20 protein-coding genes are annotated in these 23,481 nt (G+C 63.4%); 4 read left to right on the plus strand and 16 right to left on the minus strand.

What is annotated here, in order from left to right:
- Window positions 1-2: 2 nt before the first annotated feature.
- The 13 genes from G522_RS0100610 to G522_RS0100670 form a co-directional block, all read right to left on the minus strand.
- On the minus strand, window positions 3-2,951 hold the full coding sequence (locus tag G522_RS0100610) for a bifunctional [glutamine synthetase] adenylyltransferase/[glutamine synthetase]-adenylyl-L-tyrosine phosphorylase (RefSeq protein ID WP_026789391.1): 2,949 nt from the start codon (window positions 2,949-2,951) through the stop codon (window positions 3-5).
- Between the two features lie 111 nt (window positions 2,952-3,062).
- On the minus strand, window positions 3,063-4,451 hold the full coding sequence (locus tag G522_RS0100615; protein WP_026789392.1) for a sensor histidine kinase: 1,389 nt from the start codon (window positions 4,449-4,451) through the stop codon (window positions 3,063-3,065).
- Complete coding sequence (locus tag G522_RS24920; RefSeq protein ID WP_036837524.1) at window positions 4,430-5,149, minus strand: response regulator transcription factor; 720 nt, start codon at window positions 5,147-5,149, stop codon at window positions 4,430-4,432. Before G522_RS24920 ends, G522_RS0100615 begins: the two co-directional genes overlap by 22 nt.
- 122 nt (window positions 5,150-5,271) lie before the next feature.
- Complete coding sequence (locus G522_RS0100625) at window positions 5,272-6,795, minus strand: Do family serine endopeptidase (RefSeq protein ID WP_026789393.1); 1,524 nt, start codon at window positions 6,793-6,795, stop codon at window positions 5,272-5,274.
- Window positions 6,796-6,937: 142 nt separating this feature from the next.
- Window positions 6,938-7,411, minus strand: a complete 474-nt coding sequence (locus G522_RS0100630; protein WP_026789394.1) for a cytochrome c-type biogenesis protein — start codon at window positions 7,409-7,411, stop codon at window positions 6,938-6,940.
- Window positions 7,412-7,422: 11 nt separating this feature from the next.
- Window positions 7,423-9,405, minus strand: coding sequence for a heme lyase CcmF/NrfE family subunit (locus G522_RS0100635; protein ID WP_026789395.1), 1,983 nt, complete (start codon window positions 9,403-9,405; stop codon window positions 7,423-7,425).
- An 11-nt stretch (window positions 9,406-9,416) separates the two neighbouring features.
- The gene (gene ccmE, locus G522_RS0100640; RefSeq protein WP_026789396.1) at window positions 9,417-9,887 is read right to left on the minus strand and encodes a cytochrome c maturation protein CcmE; all 471 of its coding nucleotides are present in this window, start codon (window positions 9,885-9,887) and stop codon (window positions 9,417-9,419) included.
- Window positions 9,888-9,895: 8 nt separating this feature from the next.
- Window positions 9,896-11,014 carry a c-type cytochrome biogenesis protein CcmI gene (gene ccmI / locus G522_RS0100645; RefSeq protein WP_026789397.1) on the minus strand — a complete coding sequence of 373 codons (1,119 nt, stop codon included), beginning with the start codon at window positions 11,012-11,014 and terminating at the stop codon, window positions 9,896-9,898.
- 132 nt (window positions 11,015-11,146) lie between these two features.
- Complete coding sequence (locus G522_RS0100650; RefSeq protein ID WP_026789398.1) at window positions 11,147-12,544, minus strand: hypothetical protein; 1,398 nt, start codon at window positions 12,542-12,544, stop codon at window positions 11,147-11,149.
- 144 nt (window positions 12,545-12,688) lie between these two features.
- Window positions 12,689-13,150, minus strand: a complete 462-nt coding sequence (locus G522_RS0100655; protein ID WP_026789399.1) for an RT0821/Lpp0805 family surface protein — start codon at window positions 13,148-13,150, stop codon at window positions 12,689-12,691.
- A gap of 165 nt (window positions 13,151-13,315) precedes the next feature.
- The gene (locus tag G522_RS0100660) at window positions 13,316-14,698 is read right to left on the minus strand and encodes an ATP-binding protein (protein ID WP_036837528.1); all 1,383 of its coding nucleotides are present in this window, start codon (window positions 14,696-14,698) and stop codon (window positions 13,316-13,318) included.
- Window positions 14,695-15,357 carry a response regulator transcription factor gene (locus tag G522_RS0100665; protein ID WP_026789401.1) on the minus strand — a complete coding sequence of 221 codons (663 nt, stop codon included), beginning with the start codon at window positions 15,355-15,357 and terminating at the stop codon, window positions 14,695-14,697. Before G522_RS0100665 ends, G522_RS0100660 begins: the two co-directional genes overlap by 4 nt.
- 16 nt (window positions 15,358-15,373) lie before the next feature.
- Window positions 15,374-15,637 carry a PepSY domain-containing protein gene (locus G522_RS0100670; RefSeq protein ID WP_156886780.1) on the minus strand — a complete coding sequence of 88 codons (264 nt, stop codon included), beginning with the start codon at window positions 15,635-15,637 and terminating at the stop codon, window positions 15,374-15,376.
- Between the two features lie 350 nt (window positions 15,638-15,987).
- On the opposite strand from G522_RS0100670, the gene G522_RS0100675 reads away from it, so the two are divergent.
- Entirely contained in the window at window positions 15,988-16,239 is a 252-nt protein-coding gene (locus G522_RS0100675) for an HP1242/YdcH family protein (protein WP_026789403.1), read from the plus strand.
- Window positions 16,240-17,480: 1,241 nt separating this feature from the next.
- Here the strand turns inward: G522_RS0100675 and bluB are convergent.
- Window positions 17,481-18,110 carry a 5,6-dimethylbenzimidazole synthase gene (gene bluB, locus G522_RS0100680; protein ID WP_215905469.1) on the minus strand — a complete coding sequence of 210 codons (630 nt, stop codon included), beginning with the start codon at window positions 18,108-18,110 and terminating at the stop codon, window positions 17,481-17,483.
- 693 nt (window positions 18,111-18,803) lie between these two features.
- Between bluB and G522_RS24925 the strand changes: the two genes are divergently transcribed.
- Window positions 18,804-19,550: a helix-turn-helix transcriptional regulator gene (locus tag G522_RS24925; protein WP_051227968.1), complete on the plus strand. Its 747-nt coding sequence runs from the start codon at window positions 18,804-18,806 to the stop codon at window positions 19,548-19,550.
- A gap of 9 nt (window positions 19,551-19,559) precedes the next feature.
- Here the strand turns inward: G522_RS24925 and G522_RS0100690 are convergent, their stop codons facing one another.
- Window positions 19,560-20,174, minus strand: a complete 615-nt coding sequence (locus G522_RS0100690) for a YitT family protein (RefSeq protein WP_245586560.1) — start codon at window positions 20,172-20,174, stop codon at window positions 19,560-19,562.
- Between the two features lie 266 nt (window positions 20,175-20,440).
- On the opposite strand from G522_RS0100690, the gene G522_RS0100695 reads away from it, so the two are divergent.
- Window positions 20,441-20,650, plus strand: coding sequence for a TOBE domain-containing protein (locus G522_RS0100695; protein ID WP_026789406.1), 210 nt, complete (start codon window positions 20,441-20,443; stop codon window positions 20,648-20,650).
- 1 nt (window position 20,651) lies between these two features.
- On the opposite strand, the gene G522_RS0100700 is transcribed toward G522_RS0100695, so the two are convergent.
- A complete protein-coding gene (locus G522_RS0100700; protein WP_026789407.1) occupies window positions 20,652-21,158 on the minus strand; it encodes a YcgN family cysteine cluster protein in 507 nt (168 codons plus the stop codon).
- 243 nt (window positions 21,159-21,401) lie between these two features.
- Between G522_RS0100700 and G522_RS24930 the strand changes: the two genes are divergently transcribed.
- Complete coding sequence (locus G522_RS24930; RefSeq protein WP_210162863.1) at window positions 21,402-23,474, plus strand: transglycosylase domain-containing protein; 2,073 nt, start codon at window positions 21,402-21,404, stop codon at window positions 23,472-23,474.
- Window positions 23,475-23,481 lie beyond the last annotated feature (7 nt).

The raw sequence follows: 23,481 nt of genomic DNA on the forward strand, positions 1-23,481 counted from the left end.
TTTTATTCAGCGCGTCGAACCACCGGACCGACAATCTCGACGAAGGCGTCCCGCACAGCCGCCTGCCGCTCGCGCAATTCTGCTTCGAGCTGAGCGAGCGACGGGGCCGACGCCACGCGGCAGAGCACGTCGTGAACGCCGCGCGGCGCTTCCGCCACCGACGCCTTCACCGGCAGCGTCAGTCGCTGAGCCTGGGTCAGGTCACCGAACAGCCGGATGGCCGGCAGCAACACATCGCGATGGGCGGTCGAGAGAAGGCCGTGGGTGGCCGCCGACAGCAGGATCGCTTCCGTATTGCGCAGATGAATGGCGGGTTCCCGCCAATCGTTGATGAGCCGTAGCGTCTGGGCGATGAATTCGAGATCGACGAGGCCACCCGGCACCCGCTTGAGATTCCAGATGTCGGTCGAGCCCTTTTCCTGCTCAAGACGGGCGCGCATGTCCGCTGCATCGCCAAGCACCTTCTGAGGGTCGCGCTGCCGGCAGAGCGTCTCGGCGATCACCCGTTCCGCCTCCTGGCCGAGGCCGCCGGTCGAGGCAACGACGCGGGCGCGGGTCAGCGCCATGTGCTCCCAGGTCCAGGCCTCCTCGTGCTGGTAGCGTTCGAAGGCGTCGATGCGCGTGGCGAGTGGTCCGGCATTGCCCGATGGACGCAGACGGAAATCAACGTCGTAGAGTGTGCCCTCGGCCGTCGGCGCGGTAATCGCCGTGACCAGGCGCTGCGTCAGCCGCGCGTAATACTGGTTGGGCGAGATGGGCCGTCGGCCATCGCTCTGCGTGGCGTCGCGGTCGTGATCGTAGAGCAGGATGAGATCGAGATCTGAGGCAGCGGTCAGCTCCTCGCTCCCGAGTTTACCCATGGCAATGAGCGCTACGCGGCCGCCCGGCACGGAGCCATGCTGAAGCTCCAGTTCGGCCGCCGTCGCGGTCAGCACGCGTTCGAGCAGCAGGTCGGCGAGGCGTGAAAAGCTCTGCCCGAGCTGGCGAGCGGCGGCGGTGCCGGTGATGACGCGCACGCCGATCAGGAACTTCTGTTCCTGAGCAAAGATGCGGGCACGGTCGAGCACGTCCTCATAGCCGCTCGCCTCGCCGAAGAAGACGTCCAGCCGGCGCGTCAGCTCGGCCCGGCCGGGCAGTGCGCCGAAGAACTGCGGCTCCAGCAGAGCATCCACCACATGCGGCCGCCGAGCGACGGTCTCAGCCAGATAGGGCGAATTGCCCATCACCATGGCGAGCAGCGTCACCAGCGACTGGTTCGAGGACAGCAGAGAGAACAGCTGCACGCCGGCCGGCAGGCGGGCAAGGAAGTGGTCGAAGGCAATCAGCGCGGCATCCGGCGCCTCGGTCTCCGAGAAGGCGATCATGAGACGCGGCGTGATCTCGGTGAGAAGTTCGCGCGCGCGCGACGACCGCATGGCCGGATATCGACCGAAATGCCAGGAGGCGACGATGCGAATAGAATCTTCCGGTCGGGCGAAGCCGAGCCGGGTGAAGGTGTCGAGCGTGCCGGGATCGATGTCGTTGCCGGTGAACACCATGTTGCCATGCTGCGAAGAGAGGTCGGCCTCTTCCTCGAACAACTCGGAATACTGGTCGCTGACCGCAATCAATCGCTGCCGCAGTGCCGCGGCAAACGCCTCGGAAGCCTCGTACCCCATCAGGTGGGCGACGCGCGCCAGCCCCTCGACATCATCCGGCAGTGTATGGGTCTGCTCGTCGTTGAGCATCTGGACGCGGTGTTCGACGCGGCGCAGGAAGCGATAGGCCTCGGCCAGGAGATCGCGCGCCGGTTCGTCGAGCCAGCCTTGCGCCACCAGCGCGTCGAGCATGGCAAGCGTCTGCCGGCCGCGCAGGTCGATGTTGCGGCCACCGGCGATGAGCTGTTGCGTCTGCACGAAGAATTCGATTTCGCGGATGCCGCCCCGCCCCAGTTTGACATTGTGGCCGGCGACGGCGACCTCGCCGTGCCCTTTGTGGGCATGGATCTGACGCTTGATGGAGTGGATGTCGCGAATGGCGGCATAATCGAGATATTTGCGCCAGACGTAGGGTTTGAGATCGGCCAGGAAACGCTCGCCGGCGGCAATGTCGCCGGCGGCCGGGCGCGCCTTGATCATGGCTGCCCGTTCCCAGTTCTGACCGGCGCTCTCATAGTAGATCAGGGCGGCCGTGGTCGACATGGCGACCGGCGTGGCACCGGCGTCGGGCCTTAAGCGCAAGTCGGTGCGAAACACATAGCCGTCGCCCGTCCGCTCTTGCAGAATGGCGACCAGGCGACGCGTCAGGCGGACGAACAAGGTCGTCAGGTCGTCCTTGTCGGCCGACGGCACGACGGCCGGATCGAAGAAGACGATGAGGTCGATGTCCGAGGAATAGTTGAGCTCGAAGGCGCCCTGCTTGCCCATGGCGAGGACGATCCAGCCGGAATCCCGTTCCGGTTCGGAACGATCGGGCAGGCTCAGCTTGCCGGTGGTATCGGCCTCGAGCAGCAGGAAGCGAATGGCGGCGGAAAGGCTGGCATCGGCGAGCCGGGTCAGCGCGCGGGTCACCTCCATCACCTCCCAAAGGCCGGCAACGTCGGCCAAGGCGATGGCGAGCGCCGCCTCGGCCTTGACGCGGCGGAGGCGGCGGCGCAGCGACGGCTCATCGGCGATGGGGTCCGACAGGGAGGCGATCAAGCCGTCCACCAGCGCCGCCGGATCATTGGAAAGAACGCGGCACAGCCTTTCGCCGTCGCGCAACGCCGCCTCGCGCAGATGGGCGCTGTTGGAGGCGACGGCGAGCACCAGTTCGCGGGCGATCGGCGAACGCGCGAACAAGGCAGCCAACGCTTCACCGCCCGGACCTGCCAGACAATCGTCAAGCAGCGAACCGGCCAGAACGAAATCGGGCCCTCTGGGAGGTATGATGGCAATGCGGTCCTCGAATGCGCCTTCAGCCCGCTCAGTCATGCCGTCTCCGTCCCCCATTGCCCGCTCCAATGCCCTCAGCGAAAGGTCCATCATGGCCTGATGGTCTTACGCTTTTGTTCTTTTTCGGCTCCATCCTGTCAGATGGACGCATCAAGCCTTCGGCAGGTAGAGACTGGCTTTGAGGCCGGGCTCGCTATCACCGAGCGTCACCCGTCCACCATGCAGACGGGCCACGGCTGCCACCAGGGACAGACCTAGCCCCGACCCCTGTCGGCTGCGTGCCTCATCGAGCCGGCCGAAGCGCGACAGTGCCTTCTGCCGGTCGGCCTCGGGAATACCGGGGCCGTTGTCGGTCACGGTCAGGCAGATCTCTTCGCCATCGACGGCCCCGGCCAGAGCAATTGACAGCCCCTCCCCGCCTTCGGGTTGGCCATACTTGATGGCATTGTCGATCAGGTTGGACAAGGCTTGGCTGAGCAGCGTCCGGTTACCCTTTAGGGGCAACGGTCGCGCCGTTTCGAGCGTGAGCCGACCGCCGGCATCCTCCACCACCGGCTCGTAGAGCTCGACGATTTCGTCGAGAATGTCGGCCGCGTCGAGCGGTTCGAAGCTGTCGCCCGAGGAGCCTGCCTCCATGCGGGCGATCTTGAGGAGCGCATCGAAGATGCGGATGAGGTTGTCCGCCTCCTCCATGGCCGAGGCGATGGCCTCGCGATAGTCCTCGACCTCACCTCCGCGCCGCAGCGTTTCCTCAAGGCGCGCCCGCAACCGGTTGAGTGGCGTCTTGAGGTCGTGGGCGATGTTGTCGGACACTTCCTGCAGGCCGGTCATCAGCGCTTCGATGCGGTCGAGCATCTCGTTGAGGCTGAGGGCGAGATTGTCGAATTCGTCGTGCGATCCCTTGACGGCCAGCCGATGGGTGAGGTCACCGGACATCAACCGTCTGGAGGTCTCGGCCATGTTCTCGACGCGCTTCAGCACTGAGCGCCCGACAAAGAACCAGGAGATAAAGCCCGTCAGCACCATGATGATGATGGCATAGCGGGAGGCGCCGAAGATCAGCGACCGCAGCTGGCCGATTTCGCTGACGTCGCGGCCAACCAGCAGCTTGAAACCGCCCGGCAAGGCGAACACCCTGACCACCGCGTCATAGCGGCGACCGGTATCGCCATCGAGCCGCTGATAGGTGACGGAGGTGGTGTCGCCGTTCGATAGACCGAGGATCGATAGGGGGGGATCGGCGACATTGCCGACCACGGTGCGGCCGGATGAATCGGCGACGAGATAGAGGCTGGCACCTGGACGGCGACTGCGCAGATCGACGGCGCTGACCAGTTGACGGAGACCACCACGCTCATACTGATCGGATAGCGAGTTGATCTCGCTGTCGATGGTTTCGGTGATCTGGGAATCGAGCAGTTCGGCGGTGTTGTTGGCGATATAGGCGGTCAGGAACAGCGTCAGACCGGAAAAGACGACAAGGTAGACCAGCGACAGCTTGAAGGCCGTCGTCCGGATCAGCCGCCCGAGCGCGCCCATGCGGCCTCCCCGCCCCTCTCGGGGCCGGCCTCGCGGATCATGTAGCCGGCGCCGCGCACGGTGTGCAGCAGCGGCTTGTCGAAACCCTTGTCGATCTTGCCGCGCAGGCGGGAAACGTGGACGTCGATGACGTTGGTCTGCGGATCGAAATGGTAGTCCCAGACGTTCTCGAGCAGCATGGTGCGGGTGACCACCTGCCCGGCATTACGCATCAGATATTCCAGCAGACGGAACTCGCGCGGCTGCAGCGGAATCTCCGTGTCGGCGCGCGTCACGGTGTGCGACAGGCGATCGAGCACCAGATCGCCAACGCGATAGGTGGTCTCGACGTCGGCCGGACGATTGCGGCGGGCGAGTGCCTCGACACGGGCCAAGAGTTCGGTGAAAGCGTAGGGCTTGGTGAGATAGTCGTCGCCTCCAGCCCTCAGGCCACGCACCCGGTCATCGACCTGGCCGAGCGCGGAGAGCACCAGCACCGGCGTATGATCGCCGCGGTGCCGCATGTCCTCGATGATGGAAAGGCCGTCGCGCTTGGGCAGCATCCGGTCGACGATCAGCACGTCGAAGACGCCCTCTTCGGCCATGAAGGCGCCGGCTTCGCCATCAGCCGCATGTTCGGCGACATGCCCGACCTCGTCCAATGCCTTGACGAGATAGGCCGCCGCCTCGCTGTCGTCTTCGATCACCAGAATGCGCATGTCGCCCCGCCCCGCAAAGGTGCTCGTCGACTGTTGTTTAGCGCCAACGCATGGCAGCGCAAGGGAAAAGCGTAGCGGCGGGCGCCGAGCCCGCCCGCCGATACAATTTGGAGATCAGCCGATCACTTCCCGAGGGGGAGAGCCAGGAAGTGAACACTATCTCCGGACTTCACGCGCAGCAGAATGGCCTTCTTGCCGGCCTTCTCTGCGCCGGAAATCGCCTTCGACACATCCCGCGGGGCCTCGATGGTCTGGCCACCTGCTTCGAGAATGACGTCACCCTGGCGCAGGCCACGGTCGGAAGCCTTGCTGTTCGGGTCGATATCGGTGATGACCGCACCGCTATCGCCAGCGCCCACGCTGTTGGCCGGCGCAAGCGTCAGCCCGTAGTCACTGAGCGACGTATGCTCGTCGGTGCCGCTATCGCTCGACTTGGAGGAGGCAACCTGGTCGTTCGGCAGTTCGCCGAGGTCGACCTTGACGGTCTGCTCCTTGCCATCGCGCCACAGCGTTACGTCAACGACGGTCTTCGGCGGGAAGGCGGCAATCTTGCGGGCGAGGTCCTTGGCGTCCTCGATCTGCTGGCCGTTGACGGACAGGATCGTGTCGCCCGCCTTGATCCCCGCCTTGCTGGCCGGCGAGTTGTCCTGCGGCTCGGTCACCATGGCGCCACGCGCCTTGTCGAGACCGATGGAGCTGGCGATCTCCTCGGTGACTGGCTGGATCTGCACGCCGAGCCAACCACGAACCACCTTGCCGCCATCCATCAGCGAGGCGACAACCTGCTGCGCCGTATGCGCCGGAATGGCAAAGCCGATACCGACCGAACCGCCCGACGGCGAGTAGATGGCGGTGTTGACACCGATCACCTCGCCACCGGCGTTGAAGGCCGGGCCACCGGAGTTGCCCTTGTTGATCGGGGCATCGATCTGCAGGAAATCGTCGTAGGGTCCGGCACCGATGTCGCGGCCACGGGCCGAGATGATGCCGGCCGTCACCGTGCCGCCGAGACCAAAGGGGTTGCCCACAGCGACGACCCAGTCGCCGACGCGGGATTCATTGGTCGCGAAGGATACATGCGGGAAATCCTTGCCATCGGTGACCTTGACCAGCGCGAGGTCGGTCTTGGGATCGGTGCCGATCACCTTGGCGGCGTGCTCGGTGCCGTTGTCCGTCACCACCTTCACGTCGGTCGCGTTCTCGACCACGTGGTTGTTGGTGACGACATAGCCGTCGGCGGAGATGAAGAAGCCCGAGCCCTGTGCAAGGCCATAGCGGTGCTGCGGCGAACCATTGTGGCCACCTGGCATGCCCGGCATTCCGAAGCGCTTGAAGAAATCGTAGAAGGGGCTGTCGGGCGTGAGGCCGGGCGGCAAACCCTCGGCATCAGTGTCGCCCTGGCCGACGGTCTCGTCGGTTTTGACGCGGATCGAGACGACGGCGGGCTGGACCCGCTGCACCATGTCGGCGAAAGAGAAGACCGGCTGGCTGTTTTGCGGCTGCGACAGGTTCTGCGCCTGCGCCGTGTTGTCGAAAATGAGGGCCGTCTCGCCGGCGACGATGCCACCGAGGGCGACGGCGAAGACCGATCCCAGCAGCAGTGCCTTGACGCGGGATCTGGTCGGCTTGTCGGAAGTCCTGAGCATGGAATGATCTCCAGAGGGATGAACTCTCGGGAACCGGCGTCGATCCGGTTTCGATGGTGACATATAGCCACCCCGTCCCTAACCTGGAGATTGCGAGCGTATTAAACTTTTGTAAGAAAGGCCGCCAGAAAGTTGCCTTATTTCAAATATTTGCGCGCCCATCATCCTCGCGCGACAGCGCTTTCAGAGCCGCCTCTTCCTCCGGAGAAAGGCGTTCGGCCTCGGGAGATGCAGTCCGCCGCCGAAAAGCGATGAACAGCCCGCCGCCTGCCACCAGCAGCAGCGCCAGCGGCAGAACCCAGAGCAGCAGGCCGACGCCGTGGGCGCGCGGCCTCAGCAGCACGAATTCGCCGTAACGGTCGACCAGGAAGTCGCGGACCTGATCATCGCTATCGCCGGCGGTGATGCGCTCGCGAACGATGACTCGCAAGTCCTTGGCGAGCTGGGCGTCGGAGGCATCGATCGACTGGTTCTGGCAAACGAGACACCGCAGCTCTTCGGAAATTTGTCGGGCGCGTGCTTCAAGCGCCGGATCAGCGAGTCGCTCGGACGGATCGACGGCGAAGGCCGGACCCGACAGCGCGAACAGAAGTGCGAGGACGGAGAAAAGACGCATGGGTTCCTCCGTCAGTCGGCGACGATGACCGGCGCCACCTGCCGGGCCGGCTTCGGCGCACCGACACGCAAGCGACGATCGGTAAGCGACAGGGCACCGCCGGCCATCATGGCGAGGGCGCCAAGCCAGATCAGCGTCACCAGCGGCTTGTCCCACATGCGGACCACGAGCGATCCTGTCTGACGCCCCTCACCGCCCAGCGTCACGTAGAATTGCGACAGGCCATGCGTGCGAATGCCGGCCTCGGTGGTCGGCATCTGGCGCGTCGTATAGAACCGACGCGTCGGCTCGACGATGAATTGCACGGTGCCGCCCTGCCGCACCGTCATGCTCACGACCTGCTCGGTATAATTGGGGCCGGCGCCGTTCCGGACGCCGTCAAAGGTGACGGAGTAGCCGCCGACCGTGGCGGTGTCGCCCGGCTTCATCTCCAGGATGGCCTCGCTCTGGAAGGCGGATGTCGAGACAATGCCAAGCAGCGTCACGCCAAGGCCGGCGTGGGCGAGCGCCGTACCGAAGGCCGAGCGCGGCAAGCCGGCAAGGCGACGAAAGCCGACCGCCAATCCAACCTGGCGGAAACGCGCCCGCGACCAGAGTTCGGCGAAGGCACCAACCAGCACCCAGACGGCGCCGCCGAGACCGACGGCGGCAAGGAGATGCGTCGCGCCGTTCAGCCAGGCAATGCCGAGGCCGATCAGTGCGGCGAAGGCAAACACCGCCCAAAGGCGTTCAAGGGCACCGAGGAGATTGCCGCGCTTCCAGGCGAGCAGCGGCCCGAACGGCACCACCAGCAGCGTCGCGCCGAACAGCGGGCCGAATACCGTATTAAAATAGGGAGCGCCCACCGAGATGGCGCCGCCGAAGGCCGATACGATCAACGGCACAAGCGTGCCGAACAGCACGACACCGGCAGCCACCGTCAGAAATACGTTGTTGAGCACCAGCGCGCCTTCACGGCTGAGCGGGGCGAAGAGACCGCCTTGCCTGAGGGTGCCGGCGCGGACAGCGAACATGGCGAAACCACCGCCGATGAACAGGCAGAGGATGGCCAGGATGAACACGCCGCGCGTCGGGTCGGTGGCAAAGGCATGCACCGACGTCAGCACACCGGAGCGCACCAGGAAGGTTCCAAGCAGCGACAGCGAGAAGGCGAGGATGGCCAACAGTATGGTCCACACCTTCAGCGCTTCGCGCTTCTCCATGACGACGGCGGAATGCAGCAGCGCCGTGCCAACCAGCCACGGCATCAGCGAGGCGTTCTCCACCGGGTCCCAGAACCAGAAGCCGCCCCAGCCGAGTTCGTAATAGGCCCAGTAGGACCCCATGGCGATGCCGGCGGTGAGGAAGATCCAGGCGGCCAGAACCCACGGCCGCACCCAGCGCGCCCAGGCCGCATCGATCCGCCCTTCGATCAGCGCCGCGATGGCGAAAGCGAAAGCAATGGAGAAGCCGACATAGCCGAGATAGAGCAGCGGCGGATGGATGGCGAGGCCGACATCCTGCAGAACGGGGTTGAGGTCATTGCCCTCCATCGCCGGCTCGGCAAGTCGATGGAAAGGATTGGAGGTCGTCAGAATAAAGGCAAGGAAGGCTGTGCTGATCCAGCCCTGGACGGCCAGCACGTTGGCCTTGAGAGTCTGTGGCAGATTGCCACCGAACACAGCCACCGCCGCCCCGAACAGCGCGAGAATCAGCACCCAGAGCAGCATGGAGCCTTCGTGATTGCCCCAGACGCCGGAGATCTTGAAGATCAGCGGCTTTTCCGAATGGGAGTTCTCGACGACGTTGACCAGTGAGAAATCGGACACGAGATAGGCATAGGTCAGTGCCGAAAAGGCGATGGCGACCAGCAGGAGCTGCATCAACGATGCCTTCGGCGCTACCGCCATGAGTGCGGGGTCGCGGCGGAAAAAGCCAACAATCGGCAAGATAGACTGAGCGACGGCCACAGCCAACGCCAGGATCAGTGCGAAATGGCCGAATTCAACGATCATGCCGCCCTCACCTAGTTCTTCGCCGTCGGCGGCTTTGGTCCGCCCGGCTGGCCTTCTTCCCAGACGCCCTGCGCCTTCAGTGCGTCGACCACTTCCTTGGGCATATAGCGCTCGTCATGCTTGGCGAGCACGGTATCGGCTTGGAAAAGACCGGTTTGATCGAGCTTTCCCTCGGCCACCACCCCCTGCCCCTCCTTGAACAGGTCGGGCAACAGGCCGGTATAGGTGACAGGCACTGCGTTGGCGGTGTCGGTCACCTTGAACTCCACCCGCCCACCATCCTGGCGAATCACGCTGCCAACCTCGACAAGGCCGCCAATCCTGAGGCGGCGGCCTTCCGTCACGTGTTTTTCGACGATCTCGGTCGGCGTCTTGTAGAGCGTTATCTCGCCGGACAGCGCAAAAAGGACGAGACCAACGGCAGCGGCGAGAACCGCGCCGACCGTGCCGATCAGGATGAGACGCCGCGTCTTGCGCGTCATGACCATGGTCATTGTCCTTCCCGCTTGTCGACGCCCAGCTCTTCGGCGGCGGCATTGATCGCCGCCAGCGCATCGGTATTGCCGGCGAACGCTTTCCGCGCGTCGGCGAGCGCCGCTTTCGCCTTGTCAGCGTGGCCAAGTACCATGTTGGAGCGCATCAGCCGGATCCAGCCATCGCGATTGTTGGGATCGGCAGCGAGCTTGGCAGCCAAGCCATCGACCATGCCCTCGATTGTCGCCTTGTCGACACCCGTTCCAGCGGCCGGCAGCGTCGCCGGTTCCGGCGCGTCGGTGGGCTTGTTCAGCGCGGCAAGAATCTCGCCGCGCTTTTTGCGCACCGTATCGAGCCAAGGCGCATCCGCCGGCGAACGGCGTATCAGCTCGTCGACCTGTTTCAGAGCCTCATCGAACGAGCCGGCCTGCCGCAGTCCCTCGGCATAGTAGAAGCGGGCGCGGGCGCGGTCCGGATCGGCAGCGACGGCGCGCGCCAGTACGGACTGCGCTTCCGGCGAGACGATGCCGTCATTGGTGTCGACGAGACCGGCGCCGTAGTTTTCAAGCGTGTCCGCGTCTTTCTCACCCGCGGCAACCAGTCGGCCCCAGGCCTTTACGGCGTCATCGAGCCGGTTCATGCGAGCGTAGATGGGGGCGATGACGCGCCAGCCCGAGAGATCACCGGGGTTGGCGGCCAGGTGCTTTTCGACGCGGCCGATCATATCGGTGATATTGCCGGACGCGGGCGCCGCCGACAGGCGCTCGGCCAGCGGTGCATCGGGCATGTCGGGCTGGCCGAGAACGAGGTAGAGCGGCAGCGCAATCGCGGGAATGGCGATCACCGTCATCAGTGCGATGAAGCGATTGGCTGTGGGCCTCGGCTCGCCAGCCGCCGCCGGCATCCGTGTGGCTGCCAACAGGCGCCGGCCGATCTCGGCGCGGGCGGCATCCGCCTCTTCGCCGCCAATCAAGCCGCGCTCCCGGTCGCGGTCGAGTTCACTGAGCTGATCGCGATAAACGCGCGTCTCCTCGCCGCTGGCCGCCGGGAAACTGGCAGCCGGCCGCGCAAGCGGAGCAATCACGACGAGGACGACCGCTGCCGTCATCAAGGCCAGCAAAACCCAGAAAATCATCCTTCGCTCTTTCCCGAGCCGCCGGCCATGCGCCGGAACCCCGATGTCCCAGCCGAATAGGGCAACGGCAGCGGTTTCTCAATGGACTTCTGGACGAATTTGAGAAGGATTCAAAAAAAGCAGTTGGGACCATCAAGCGGCGGGCCGTGGCGCCTTGAGCTGTTGCTCCTTGCTGCGCCTGAGGTGGGAGGCATAGTCCTCGCCGTAGAGGAAGCCTGAGGCCTTGATGAGATGATCGACCGCCGACAGCGCCACAGCGCGCGTTTCGCCGTCGCGGCTGCGTAGCCGGGCCGGCAGATCGAGGGCGTAGAGCTCGATGGCCTGATCGACCAGGGGCGTCAGACGGCCGATCAAGCCATTGATCGCCAGGGTGTCACGGCATTTGCCCGCCGCCGCGAAGATGGCACACAAGAAGACCGCCTCGGCACCGTCGGCGGGGCCGGGATAAGGCGCCTCCTGCACACGAAACGCCCGGCGCAGGGCCGGTAACAGCTTATCGAACTCGGCGAACAGCATTTCTGAAAAGCGCCGCTTGATAACCACCATCCGCTGCTGCCACCAGCCGTCGCCGTCGACATCGAGACCATTGGTGAGCTCGTTGAGAACCGAGCGGAATGTGCCGATCTGGGCGACGGCGTCGGCGACGTTGCGGCTGCTGCGAAGAGTGGTGAGAAAACGCGAGGCGGCGCGGTCGGCTGCGGCGAAGCCGAGATCGATAAAGGCCGTGGCCGTCGGCGTCGTGCGCATGCGGCGAGCCGTTTCGCCGCCGGCCAGCAACTTGGCGAAGGCGATCAAGGGCGCCACGGACGACTGCCGGCGAAAAACGCCGCCAGCCACCCAGCCGGCCGTCTCCGGGTATTTGGTGAGATAGGTGGCGATCTGTTCGAGGAGCCCCAGGTCGGCGGAACCGGAGTCGAGCAGATGCACAATGGCGGCGCTCAGCGTCGGCAGGTCATCCAGCCGGTCGCGCACGGCGATGATGTCGTCCACTTCGCCGCGGGCCACCTCGCCGCCGATGCGCGACATGAAGCGCTGCTGCAGCTTCGGCTCGTCGGCAATCGCTTCGATATGGCGCGTCAAAGCCTCGAAGAGCCGCGCCTCCAGCCGGGCGGCCTCTTCGCGGTAGGCAGCATCGTTTGGAAACGACGGTGCGGTTGCAGGATCATTCCAAATGCCGAACTCCTTTGGCAGAAGCTCGGTGCTGACGTAGGCCCAGAGATGAGACAGGGTGGCGGAGGTGACGAACCCGCGCGCCGGAACGGTCAGCCTTTCCTCGATCAGGTAGGGCTCGAAGGCGGCAAAGACCAGCCGGCGCATGTCGGGTGTTCCGCCCGATGTCACCTGCTTGGTGGTCCTGCGGCTTTCCACAATGGTACGGGCCGCCTCGAGAATGAGGCGACGGCGGGCATCGACTTCAACGGGGACAGCCTGATCGCTTTCAAGACGACGGACCAGCATGCCGCGCGCCCGTGGCGTCAGGCCCCGCAGGAAAGTCTCGGCCTTGTCGGTCACCGCCGCCCGTCCGTCCATATCGAATCCCGTAAACCAGTCCTTTACCAAATGATCTTGCAGCAAGATGGTTGATGACTGGTAACGAACGGAGCTTATGACGGGACGCAAAAAGGCCGGCTCGATGAGCCGGCCTTTCCAGGATTATGCAAAGATCGGCTTGGTTCAGCCGACAACCTGCCAGCTGCCATCCGGATTTTGGCAGGCGGTGCCGCGGGCCACCTGTGGCTGACCGTCGATATACACCGTGTTGGTGTAGGGGCGGCAGGTGCGGTTGTTGACATAAGCGACCGGGCCAGGCGCGACCGTACCGTAGACGCCGTTCTGCGGGTTCCGCCACTGCTGCGGAGCACCAGTGTCGAGCGCCTGGACGCTGGCGTTGTAATTATACTGCTGCGACTCGGCGTCGAGAGACGCGCCGATCTGGTTGCCCAGGAAGCCGCCAACCAGCGCACCGGCGGCGATGGCTGCCACCTTGCCGCTGCCCGAGCCGAAAGCCGAGCCGAGGGCAGCACCACCAACAGCACCGGCCAGCGTGCCGAGCGTCTGGTTCTGGTTAGGCCCCGTCGCACAGCCGGCCAGCAGAGAAGCTGTCAGGCCGACGATCACTAGTTTCTTCAACAACATGTCTCCGGTCTCCAAAAAGGAATCTGTTCCGTTAGTCGAATCGCCTTTGGTACTTGTAATGGCCTGAAACCATGGCCGAATTTTGGTTGCGACTTATTCTTGCCGCCGCTGCCTCCACATCTTGTCGTTCACTCCCTTCGTCACGCGTCGTCCTGTCAATCCATTTCAACTCAGGGGAATGCGGAAGGTTACCGAAAGGCCGCCAAGTCCGGCTCGATCGAGAACCAGCGAGCCACCGTAAGTCTCGGCAATCTCGGTTGCGATGGCGAGGCCGAAGCCCGACCCCGGCAAAGTCTCGTCGAGGCGCCTGCCGCGGCCAAGCACCTCGGCATAGGAGGTGGGCAGCAGGCCGGGACCGTCATCCTCCACACGAATAACCACCATCGGCCGGTCGCGGTCGGCCCGATCGACCGACAGTGCGATCCGTACCTGTTCGCGCCCGTATTTGCAGGCATTGTCCATGAGATTGCCGACGAGTTCCTCAAGGTCGCTCCTCTCGATGCGGGCCTTGGGATGCCCGGCACCCGGCGCTTCGAGGTAGAGGCTGCGATCGGGATAGGCACGGCTGAGAACGCGGATCAGCCCTTCCAGCGAATGGCGGACATCGGCCACCGCGCCAATCACCTTGCGATCGGCGGCGAGCCGCGCCCGGTCGAGGTAGCGATCGACCTCCGCCCGGATCACCGTCACCTGCTCGACGACCTTGTCAGCCAGCGGCCCGCCCTCGGCGCGCGCTTCGTTCAAGATGACGGCCAACGGCGTCTTCAGCGCATGGGCCAAGTTACCGACCTGCGTTCGCGACCGATCGACGATGGCGCTGTTGGTCTCGATGAGGGCGTTGAGTTCCTTGCCGAGCGCAGCGATCTCGCGCGGGAGGCGGCCTTCGAGGCGGTTGGCGCGGCCTTCGCGAATGTCGGCTAGGCGGCGACTCATGGCGGCGAGCGGCCTCAGGCCGAAACTGACCTGCAGTCCCGCCGCAGCGACGAGACCAAGCGCGAAAGCGGCGAGCGTGGCGAATACCTGGAAGCGAAAGGTGGAGATCTCATCGGCAAGCTCGGCCACGTTGCCGGTGACATGCAGATCGAACATCCGCCCGTTGCTCAGGAAGATACGCTGTGTGGCGTGGCGAAGTGCCGTGCCGGCCGGATCGCTGGCGTCATTGGTGACCACCACGCCGTTATTGGGCGGCGGCGGCAGCGCCAGCACTTCGCCAAACAGCGACTGGCTGGTGGCGATGGTGCTCTGCGATTTGACGTCAACCACGACCCAATACCAGCCGGATTGATAGCGGCCAAAACGCGGGTCTCCCATGGTGCCGGGATCAGGCACGCCGCCGTCGGGCGTCGAGGCGACGACGCCAGCCAATGTTTTCTCGTAGACAATGATGCGTTCGTCAAAAGAGCGGATAAGACTGGCCCGATAGAGCTCGGTGAGCAGCCAACCGAAGGCGGCCAGCGCGATCGCCGCCCACAAAGCGGAGGTGAGCGCCAGCCTGAGCGCCAGCGAGCTTGTCAGCCATTCGCCCAGTTTCCGAAGACGCGACTTCATTTTTCGGACACGATGCGATAGCCGAGACCGCGCACGGTCTCGATGAAATCGATACCCATTTTCTTGCGCAGACGACCGACGAATACCTCGATGGTATTGGAATCGCGGTCGAAGTCCTGATCGTAGAGATGCTCCACGAGTTCGGTCCGCGAGACCACCTTGTCCATATGCAGCATCAGATACTGGATGAGACGAAACTCATGGGAAGTCAGCTTGATCGGGTTGCCGTCGACGGTGAGACGCCCAGCCTTGACGTCGAGCCGGACCCGGCCAACCTCGACTTCATTGGAAGCGCGGCCGGCGGCGCGGCGCGTCAAAGCCCTGAGACGGGCCAGCACTTCCTCCATATGAAACGGCTTGGCGACGTAGTCGTCGGCACCGGCGTCGATGCCGGCCACCTTGTCGCTCCAGCGGTCGCGGGCGGTGAGCAGCAGAACCGGCACCAGCCGGCCATCCCGCCGCCACGCCTCGAGCACGCTAAGGCCGTCCATCTTGGGCAGGCCGATGTCCAAAATCACCGCATCATAGGGCTCGGTGTCGCCGAGAAAATGCCCTTCTTCACCATCAAAAGCGACGTCGACGGCATAACCGGCGTCGCGGCAAGCCGTTACGAGCTGCCGGTTCAGATCGCGGTCGTCTTCGACCACCAGAATCCGCATTGTTAGATTTCCCGCTTCAGCGAAGTTTCTGGCCCGACGTGGCGTCGACCATGATGTTGTCCACCCGTCCGCCCTCTCGCATGACGGCCAACTGATAGACGAGCAATCCCCCACCTTCGCAAAGCCTGGCGTCGACGATTTCTCCGTCGATGACGCGGGCGATGACGCTCAGCCTCTGAACGGCCCCCTTGCCGACGACGGCCTGCGTTTCGGCAGGCGTCAGGCAGCGCGCCTCGGCGGCATGTCCCGCTAGGATCGGCAGTATCGTGAGACACGCCAACGCGAGACGGAATCGCTTGCGATTAGTGTTCATAAGCCGGACTTTAGCTACCTGAGGCTGAACGGTCCATGAACACCGGCGACGCCCGCCATTCATGCTTTCGGCTGGCGGCAATTCCGTTCAGTCCTGCCCGACTGCGGCCCTTGTCAGCGGCGCCCAATATCCTCGTCCAATCGGTGCCCTACCCTGCCGCCGGCGCCAAACGTCGCGCCGGAGTCCGCGTCTCTCAGAGAGGGGGCATAGGAAAACCCCTGTTGGTGGATGGCACGCATACGACTTTTGATCCACCTCAAGGCCTTGTTGCCACAAGGAGCTTAGCCTCAGGACGATGAGAAGAGGGGGCAGCGAACATGAGCATCCCGCACGAGCTTTCGTTGGAATTCCCGCAGAGCTGGAACGCCATTGAGCAGCTCATGCTGTTTGATGCGGTCTTCTGCGACCTCGCCAGTGCCTATCAGGAGATCAACCGGCGTATTTTCCGCATCGAGACGCTGGAAGAGCCGGCTGGGCCGGACGTCCTCGCCGATCTCAAGCGCCACCGGTCTCTGCTCAAGGAAGAAATCGCGGCCGCCGTCGCCGCGACCAAATGCGCCGTGGCTTGACACCCCTCCTCGTTGGGCCTCAGCGCTATAGCCCGCGCCGTCCCCGTCCGACGGCGCGGGCTAGCTTCGTCATCAGCTTCCCCTTCAAAGCGAAATACGCTCGCCACGTATCGCTGTGACGTTGCGGCACACAGCCCTTCGCTCCAAGTCAGGCGTTCTGTTTTCTTAACAGCCAAAGACAACCATTCTCCACTCGTCAGCGACGGCTTCGTCGGTCCGGAGCTTCAGTGTCTGGCTCGTTGGATGCAGCGTCGTCCTGTCCTTCAGCCTGGAAAGATTGAACAGTATCTCGATGCCGGCGGGGCCAATATCCAGTAGCCATCATTATCGAAGCGCCCGATATGGAACCTGTCGTTGCGGCTTGCAGTGAAACGACAGAAGGCAGCTCAGCCCGGACATGAGGTTCGGAGGTTCGAAGATGGACCGTGCCGATCTATGCAGCCACACCTTACATGCGATCAGTGTCGGCCAGTAAGGCATGGCGATGGAGGAGCAAGCGATGTGGGTCGTGGGGCTGGCCTTGCCGACAGATCGCTTCGCGAGCGTACGGGTCTTCGCTTCGAGCATTTGCGGGCTCGGTTTCGAGTGTCCGACAAAGCAGGGGCACAGAGGTCCTCTTCCTTATCCTCACTTGAAATCGCTGGGCTTGGATCCGGCGCTTCGATCATGCCCCTCAGGCAGTGATTCAACGTGCTCATAACGCGAGTCCGTGCCGACACTTGCGCGCCATCGCACCAGCTCTGATTCATCAGCATCGGAGATGCAGATGGTTCACGCGAACCAAGGGAAACGAACCAATCAACCCATACCTCAACCGCCCCAAGACCCCAGATTTCCCCACTTCGTCAAATGAGTCATCAAGCTCACAGTTCGATTCCAGCGGTTGAGGTTCTGATTCAGGAAAGCCACAAAAACTACCGAACTCGCCTCAGGCACTGATTCAAGGGGGCGCAAATTCGCGAGTCTTTTGAATCCTTTGCGAGTGGCCATTGAAGTGATGAGCTTGCAGTTCATGCAAAGATTCAGGCCGCCGGTCGAGAAGCAAAGATGGCGATCCTATGAATCGGAAAGGCAAATTTCCCAACCCGTCGGCGACCTTCAATCGGCGTCTTCACGGGCGCACTTCTCGAAGATGCGACCCCAGGCAATCCTTCCGGTTCGATGTGATCGATTGTCCGTTATCAGGCCGTGCACTGGCAGCCCTAACGACAGGTCAGTCGGCGCCGGCCGTAATTAAGGTCTCATCGCTCGAATACCCGATCCAACAACGGCTCTCGGAGCTGCCAGCCTTGTCGCTCGAGTTCGGGGGTATCGAATTCGTCTTGCGGGAAACCGATGCAAAGAAGCGCGATGAGCGACCAGTCAGCCGGAACATCCAGCATCGCGCGAACGGCCGCGGGATCAAGGATCGAAACCCATCCCACACCTATCCCACGCAGTCTGGCGGTCAGCCATAGCGTGTGGATCGCCGTCACACAGGAATAGCGCAGCGCTTCGGGCATGGTCGCAATACCGAGTCCATGACCGGCCTCGGGCTTTTCGTCGCAGAACACAGCCAGCAGTTCCGGTGCTTCACGCAGGCCGTGCAGCTTGAGCTTGCGATAGGTCTCATAGCGCTCTTGGCCCTGATAACGCTCGGCCGCCAGCGCATTCTGCTCATCGACGTGAGCAACCAGTGCATCCCGGACAGTGACCGACCGTAGCCGGACGAAGCGCCAAGGCTGCGAATTGCCGACTGAAGGCGCCAGTGCCGCGCAGGTCAGAAGCTCGTGCATATCCTGTTCCGGCACAGCATCCGGCGCAAAATGCCGGACGTCGCGGCGCCAGCGCAGCAACTGCACGAAACGATCCGCGAAATCCGAATCGAACAAGGGCGCGCACTTACTCAGAATTCAATTCCTGCCTATGCCTTCACGCTCCAGCGAAAGGAGCGCTTCATCATGGTCTTTTCGGTCACAGGACCGGTCGCATCGGTCAAGCAGCGGGCTTGGTGCGCCCGGTGACGAAGGCATAACCAATCTCGCACCGCTCAACGAGAACCTCGGTACCTCGTCCAGCGACAGACAGTCAATCAAGCCCTGGCTCCGAGCCGGCGCTTACAAGCTCCAGTTCTTTGGAAGAATGCTCGATCAGTACGGTTCGCGCCGCATACCTCTGGCTCTTGCTGCCCCGTTCATCGAGTCAACGCACGATCGTAGACGGAGCTGGTGATTGGTATTCCAAACACTTCGTCCAACCAGCGAGGCTATGTTGGGTCGTTCTGCCAGTCGCACGCATCGCCTGTCTGGAAACATTGTACGGTCATAACCGGCGGCCGGAGCCCGTCGCAGGCCTTCAATTGTCCCGCCTCCTTTTGTAAGCGCCCGGCAAATTCGCATGGTCTGGACTCAATTTGCGGCGGCCAAGATCCCCAAGGGAGTCCACACCAACAATCGCTGACAGACATCTTGAGATACCACCTCAGAACAAAACAAGATCATTGTTCTGGACGCGGGCCGTTTGGGCTGGCATGATTGGCTCGTATTTGATGTTCGAATCCGTTGCCAGAACCTCTGGGTTATCCGATGTCTCGCGCAGAGCGCCTTCTTACCCTGGTGCAGGCCTTGCGCCGCCGCCGCCGTCCCGTCTCTGGAGCGGAGCTGGCGGCTGAACTCGGCGTGTCGCTGCGCACCCTTTATCGCGACATTCAGGCGTTGATCGGCCAGGGTGCGCCAATCGACGGCGAAGCCGGCGTCGGTTACGTGCTGAAGCCGGGCTTCATGTTGCCGCCCTTGATGTTCACCGAAGACGAGATCGAGGCCCTGGTGTTCGGTGCGCGTCTTGCGGCGACACGCGCCGACGAGCGGCTCGCCTCGTCAGCCGAGAATGCGCTTGCCAAGATTGCCGCCGTTTTGCCGGCCGATCTCGCCGATCGGATGGACGCTACCGGCCTGATCGTCGCACCAGCCTGGAATGCCAATCGTGACGGTATCGACCTGTCCTTGGTGCGCACGGCCATCCGCAACGAGACTCGTCTGGAATTCTCCTATGTCAACGAGAAGGGCATTGCCTCACGTCGCATCGTCTGGCCGATCGCCGTCGCGTTTTTCGAACGGGTGCGTGTTCTGACGTCCTGGTGTGAGCTGAGGGCCGACTATCGCCATTTCCGCATCGACCGCATGTCGGACGCTGTGGACTTGGGCACCCGCTATCCGCGCCGTCGCCGCGTGCTCCTCAAAGAGTGGCGAGAGATTGAGGGCGCCGCTCCGGCTTGGCGAGAGGTAGCCGACGCAGCAGATCCCGTACCCGTGCCGCGCCGCAAGTCGGCCTGAGGACGCGGCTCAATACCCGTTGTAACGACCCGGCTTATGGTTGACGGCGAGAACGAGGTTCAGCACCACGGCGCCCAGCACCGACAGGGCCACGTGCTGCCAATCGAGCACCAGGAAAGACGTCGCGAGGATGATGAGGTCGGTGGTGAGCTGGAACTTGCCGGCCCGCCAGCCCAGCTTTTCCTGGACGAAGGCGGCGAGAATGCCGATGCCACCCAGACTGGATTTGTGGCGAAACAGCATCAGCATGCCAACACCGGTCAGCGCGCCGCCGGTAATCGCCGAGAACCAAGGAGTGCTGTGCCCGATGGCGAAGGCGTCATGCATGAAATAGCTTTCAAGCGATAGCAGCGCCACGGCGGCGAAGGTCTTCAGGGTGAACTCCCGACCGAGGGTTACCCAGCCGAAAGCATAGAACGGCAGGTTCAACAGGAAGATCACCGGGCCGATGCCGAATTCGGTAGCATAGTGGATCAGGAAAGCGACGCCGGCCGTGCCGCCGGTGCCGAGATGGGCGTCGCGGAAGAATTCAATACCGATGGCGGCAAAGAACGTTCCCATGACGATGGCCTGCACATCGTCCCAAACTCCATGCCGGCTGTCGTCGGTCGTGTCGATGCTCACCACATACAAGCCTTTCCCAAACGTTCCTCTTTCGCTCATTGTCATATCATCAAAGACTTTGCCAGTGACGGACTGGCCCGCGACGGCGTTTTCCTGCCTTTCGCCGATCCTGTACGAGTCTTCAGCAAATATTGCGCCGACGATGGTCGAATGCCGCCGTTCTGGCATTGTGGAAAGGCGGGCTCGGTTTATTCTTCCTACCGTGAGCGTCTCGACCAGGGCGTCACATCTCGCCGGAACCGCTGGTTCGAACAGGGAACGTCACCATGAAGATTTCCGCCCGCAACGTCCTTGAGGGTAAGGTCGTCAAAGTCACCAAGGGAAGCACCACCGCCCATATCGTTCTCGAAATTGCCGGCGGCATCAAAGTGACCGCGGCCATCACCAACGAGGCCGCCGACGAATTGGGGCTCAAGGTTGGCGACGCTGCCAAGGCAGTGGTCAAGGCGTCAGACGTGCTGATCGCCATCGACTGACCTAAGCCCGCCGGCGCCTTTTGCGCCCCATGAGACCAGGCAGCCGGGTCGGCCATGTGACGATTCGGTCCTGCCACTCTTCCACCGGCCAGTCCTGCTCGCGCACCGTCTTGCCGCGCACCGACACGCCGGCCCGATGAACACTTTCCGGATCACCCGACACGAGCGGGTGCCAATCGTAGAGATCGCGGCCCTCGGCGACGAGGCGATAGGCGCAGGTGGCCGGCAACCAAGTGAGCGTCCGCACCTCGTGCGGCGTCAGGCGAACGCATTCCGGCACCGTCTCGGAGCGATGGGCATAGTCGCGGCAACGGCAGCTCTCGCCGTCGAGCAGCGAGCAGCCGACGTCGGTGTAGACGATGCGACCGGTGTCCTCATCCTCGAGCTTGTTCAGGCAGCAGCGGGCACAGCCATCACACAGGCTTTCCCACTCCGTGTCCGTCATCTCCTCGAGGCTTTTGGTGCGCCAGAACGGCAGTTCCTCATCTTTACCGGTATCGTCCGCCATCTTTTTCTCTGCGATCTGGTAACCGGGGCCGGAAAAGGTTAGTTTTCGGCTTCCGAACATCCCTAACGCTTGGGCTCTACCGTGCCGGAATTCAAGAGTAATCCGCGCTGGCGCCTCTGGCTTCTCCGAATCGATGCCTTTGTGGATTCGGCAGCCTGGAACTTTTCGCAGGGTTTCTCGCGATTCTGGAGTAGCCTGATCGACTATTCCGGCCTGATCCGCATGCGCGGATGGAAACGGGCCGTGTTCGAATTGGCGTCCGAGGGAACGACGCTTGGCTCTGCCGGATTCATTGTTTTGCTGGTGTTCGCCATTCCCGCCTTCAAGGCGACGGAAGGCGATTGGCGCGCGCGCGGCGACTATGCCGTGACCTTCGAAGACAAGAACGGCGCGGTCATCGGCCGACGCGGCATGTTTCTCGACGACAGCGTTCCGCTTTCGGCAATGCCGCCCTATCTCATCCAGGCGACGCTTTCCACCGAAGACCGGCGCTTCTACGACCATTTCGGCATCGACCCGCTCGGCACCTTCCGCGCCATCGTCTCAAATGCCAAAGCCGGCGGCGTCGTGCAGGGCGGCTCGACCATCACCCAGCAGCTCGCCAAGAACCTGTTCCTGTCCAACGAGCGCACCATCCAGCGCAAGATCAACGAAGCCTATCTCGCCCTGTGGCTCGAAGCCCAGCTTTCCAAGGACGAGATCCTGAAACTCTATCTCGACCGCGCCTACATGGGCGGCGGCACGCACGGCGTCGCCGCAGCGTCGGAGTATTATTTCGGCAAGTCGGTCAAGTCGCTGACGCTGGCCGAGGCGGCCATGCTGTCCGGCCTCTACAAGGCGCCAACCAAATACTCGCCCAACAACAATCTCGCCGCCGCCCGCGCCCGCGCCAATCAGGTCCTGTCCAACCTCGTCGAAGCCGGCTTCATGACCGAGGCGCAGGTCGCGTCCGCCCGCCGCAATCCGGCAACGCCGGTGCCTTCGGCCAACGGCAACGCGCCGGACTGGTTCCTCGACTGGGCCTTCGACGAAGTCAAGCGCATCGCCCCGCCCGGTGACCGCACCATCACCGTCCGGACCACGCTCGACCCGATGATCCAGAAGACGGCCGATACCGCCATTGCCGATAGTCTCAGGCAATACGGCCCGCAATATAAAGTGAAGCAGGCGGCCACCGTCGTGCAGAGCCTCGACGGTGCGGTCCGCGCCATGGTCGGTGGCAGCGACTATGGCGAGAGCCTGTTCAACCGGGCAGTCTACGCGCTGCGCCAGCCCGGTTCCTCCTTCAAGCCATTCGTCTACGCCACGGCCTTCATGAACGGCTTTGCCCCGGATGACATGATCTCCGACGCCCCGATCAGCATCGGCAACTGGAGCCCTCGCAACTACGGTCGGTCCTACGCCGGCCGGGTTTCGCTCAGAACGGCCATCGCCAAATCGATCAACACGGTGCCGGTGCGTCTCGCCGAGAGTTTCGGCCGTGGCAAGATCGTCGAAACGGCCCACAAGTTGGGCATTCGCACGGAACTCAAGATCACCCGCGCCCTGCCGCTCGGCGTTGCCGAAGTCACCCCCATCGATATGGTCGGTGCCTATTCTGGGTTTGCCACCGGCGGTCTCAAATCGACGCCTTACGCTATCGAGTGGACCAAGACGCGGGCCGGCGTCATCACCTACGACCGGGCGCGCGATGAACCGCCTCCGGAGCAAGTGTTGCCCGAAGAGATCGCCTATGAAATGAACAGCGTGCTGTCGACCGTGGTGAACGCCGGCACAGGCGGCAAAGCGAAGTTCCCCGGTCAGATGCAGGCCGGCAAGACCGGAACGACACAGGCCTACCGGGACGCCTGGTTCGTGGGTTTCACCGGCTGGTATGCCGCTTCGGTCTGGTTCGGCAATGACGATTATACATCGACCGCCAACATGACCGGCGGCAGCCTTCCCGCCATAACCTGGCACGCCATCATGGAGCCGATCCACGCCGGCCTCGGTTTCAAGCCGATCCCCGGCGTACCGGTGCCGGCTGATGTGGTGGCCTCGACCGGCAAGCCGGCGACGGTCGCGGCCGTACCATCGGAAGCTACGGTTTCACCACAATCGCTGACGCCGGCGGCGGTGTCGGTGATCCGCGACGTCGGCACAAGCATGCGTGCCCGCATTCCCGAGGCAAAGGCCCGGGAGGCGGCTCTGACGCCAACCTCGACACCGAGTGAGCAGCCGCTCGCCCTCGGTACCCCGTCCGACGGCGGACCATTGAATACCGTTCTCAACAGCCTTTCGCTGCTCGGTGCGTCCGACGCCACTTCCCCTCGCTGACCGGTCG

The sequence above is a fragment of the Pleomorphomonas oryzae DSM 16300 genome (assembly GCF_000422965.1).
GTDB lineage: Bacteria > Pseudomonadota > Alphaproteobacteria > Rhizobiales > Pleomorphomonadaceae > Pleomorphomonas > Pleomorphomonas oryzae.

Bases quoted from the DNA above. Each gene is read 5' to 3' on its own strand.
- ccmE (WP_026789396.1), bottom strand. From the start codon at position 9,887: ATGACGCGCAAGACGCGGCGTCTCATCCTGATCGGCACGGTCGGCGCG.
- G522_RS0100610 (WP_026789391.1), bottom strand. From the start codon at position 2,951: ATGACTGAGCGGGCTGAAGGCGCATTCGAGGACCGCATTGCCATCATA.
- G522_RS0100660 (WP_036837528.1), bottom strand. From the start codon at position 14,698: ATGAAGTCGCGTCTTCGGAAACTGGGCGAATGGCTGACAAGCTCGCTG.
- G522_RS0100630 (WP_026789394.1), bottom strand. From the start codon at position 7,411: ATGCGTCTTTTCTCCGTCCTCGCACTTCTGTTCGCGCTGTCGGGTCCG.
- G522_RS24925 (WP_051227968.1), top strand. From the start codon at position 18,804: ATGTCTCGCGCAGAGCGCCTTCTTACCCTGGTGCAGGCCTTGCGCCGC.
- G522_RS0100635 (WP_026789395.1), bottom strand. From the start codon at position 9,405: ATGATCGTTGAATTCGGCCATTTCGCACTGATCCTGGCGTTGGCTGTG.
- ccmI (WP_026789397.1), bottom strand. From the start codon at position 11,014: ATGATTTTCTGGGTTTTGCTGGCCTTGATGACGGCAGCGGTCGTCCTC.
- G522_RS0100700 (WP_026789407.1), bottom strand. From the start codon at position 21,158: ATGGCGGACGATACCGGTAAAGATGAGGAACTGCCGTTCTGGCGCACC.
- G522_RS0100675 (WP_026789403.1), top strand. From the start codon at position 15,988: ATGAGCATCCCGCACGAGCTTTCGTTGGAATTCCCGCAGAGCTGGAAC.
- G522_RS0100615 (WP_026789392.1), bottom strand. From the start codon at position 4,451: ATGGGCGCGCTCGGGCGGCTGATCCGGACGACGGCCTTCAAGCTGTCG.
- G522_RS0100655 (WP_026789399.1), bottom strand. From the start codon at position 13,150: ATGTTGTTGAAGAAACTAGTGATCGTCGGCCTGACAGCTTCTCTGCTG.
- G522_RS0100665 (WP_026789401.1), bottom strand. From the start codon at position 15,357: ATGCGGATTCTGGTGGTCGAAGACGACCGCGATCTGAACCGGCAGCTC.
- G522_RS0100695 (WP_026789406.1), top strand. From the start codon at position 20,441: ATGAAGATTTCCGCCCGCAACGTCCTTGAGGGTAAGGTCGTCAAAGTC.
- G522_RS0100625 (WP_026789393.1), bottom strand. From the start codon at position 6,795: ATGCTCAGGACTTCCGACAAGCCGACCAGATCCCGCGTCAAGGCACTG.
- G522_RS24920 (WP_036837524.1), bottom strand. From the start codon at position 5,149: ATGCGCATTCTGGTGATCGAAGACGACAGCGAGGCGGCGGCCTATCTC.
- G522_RS0100650 (WP_026789398.1), bottom strand. From the start codon at position 12,544: ATGGACGGACGGGCGGCGGTGACCGACAAGGCCGAGACTTTCCTGCGG.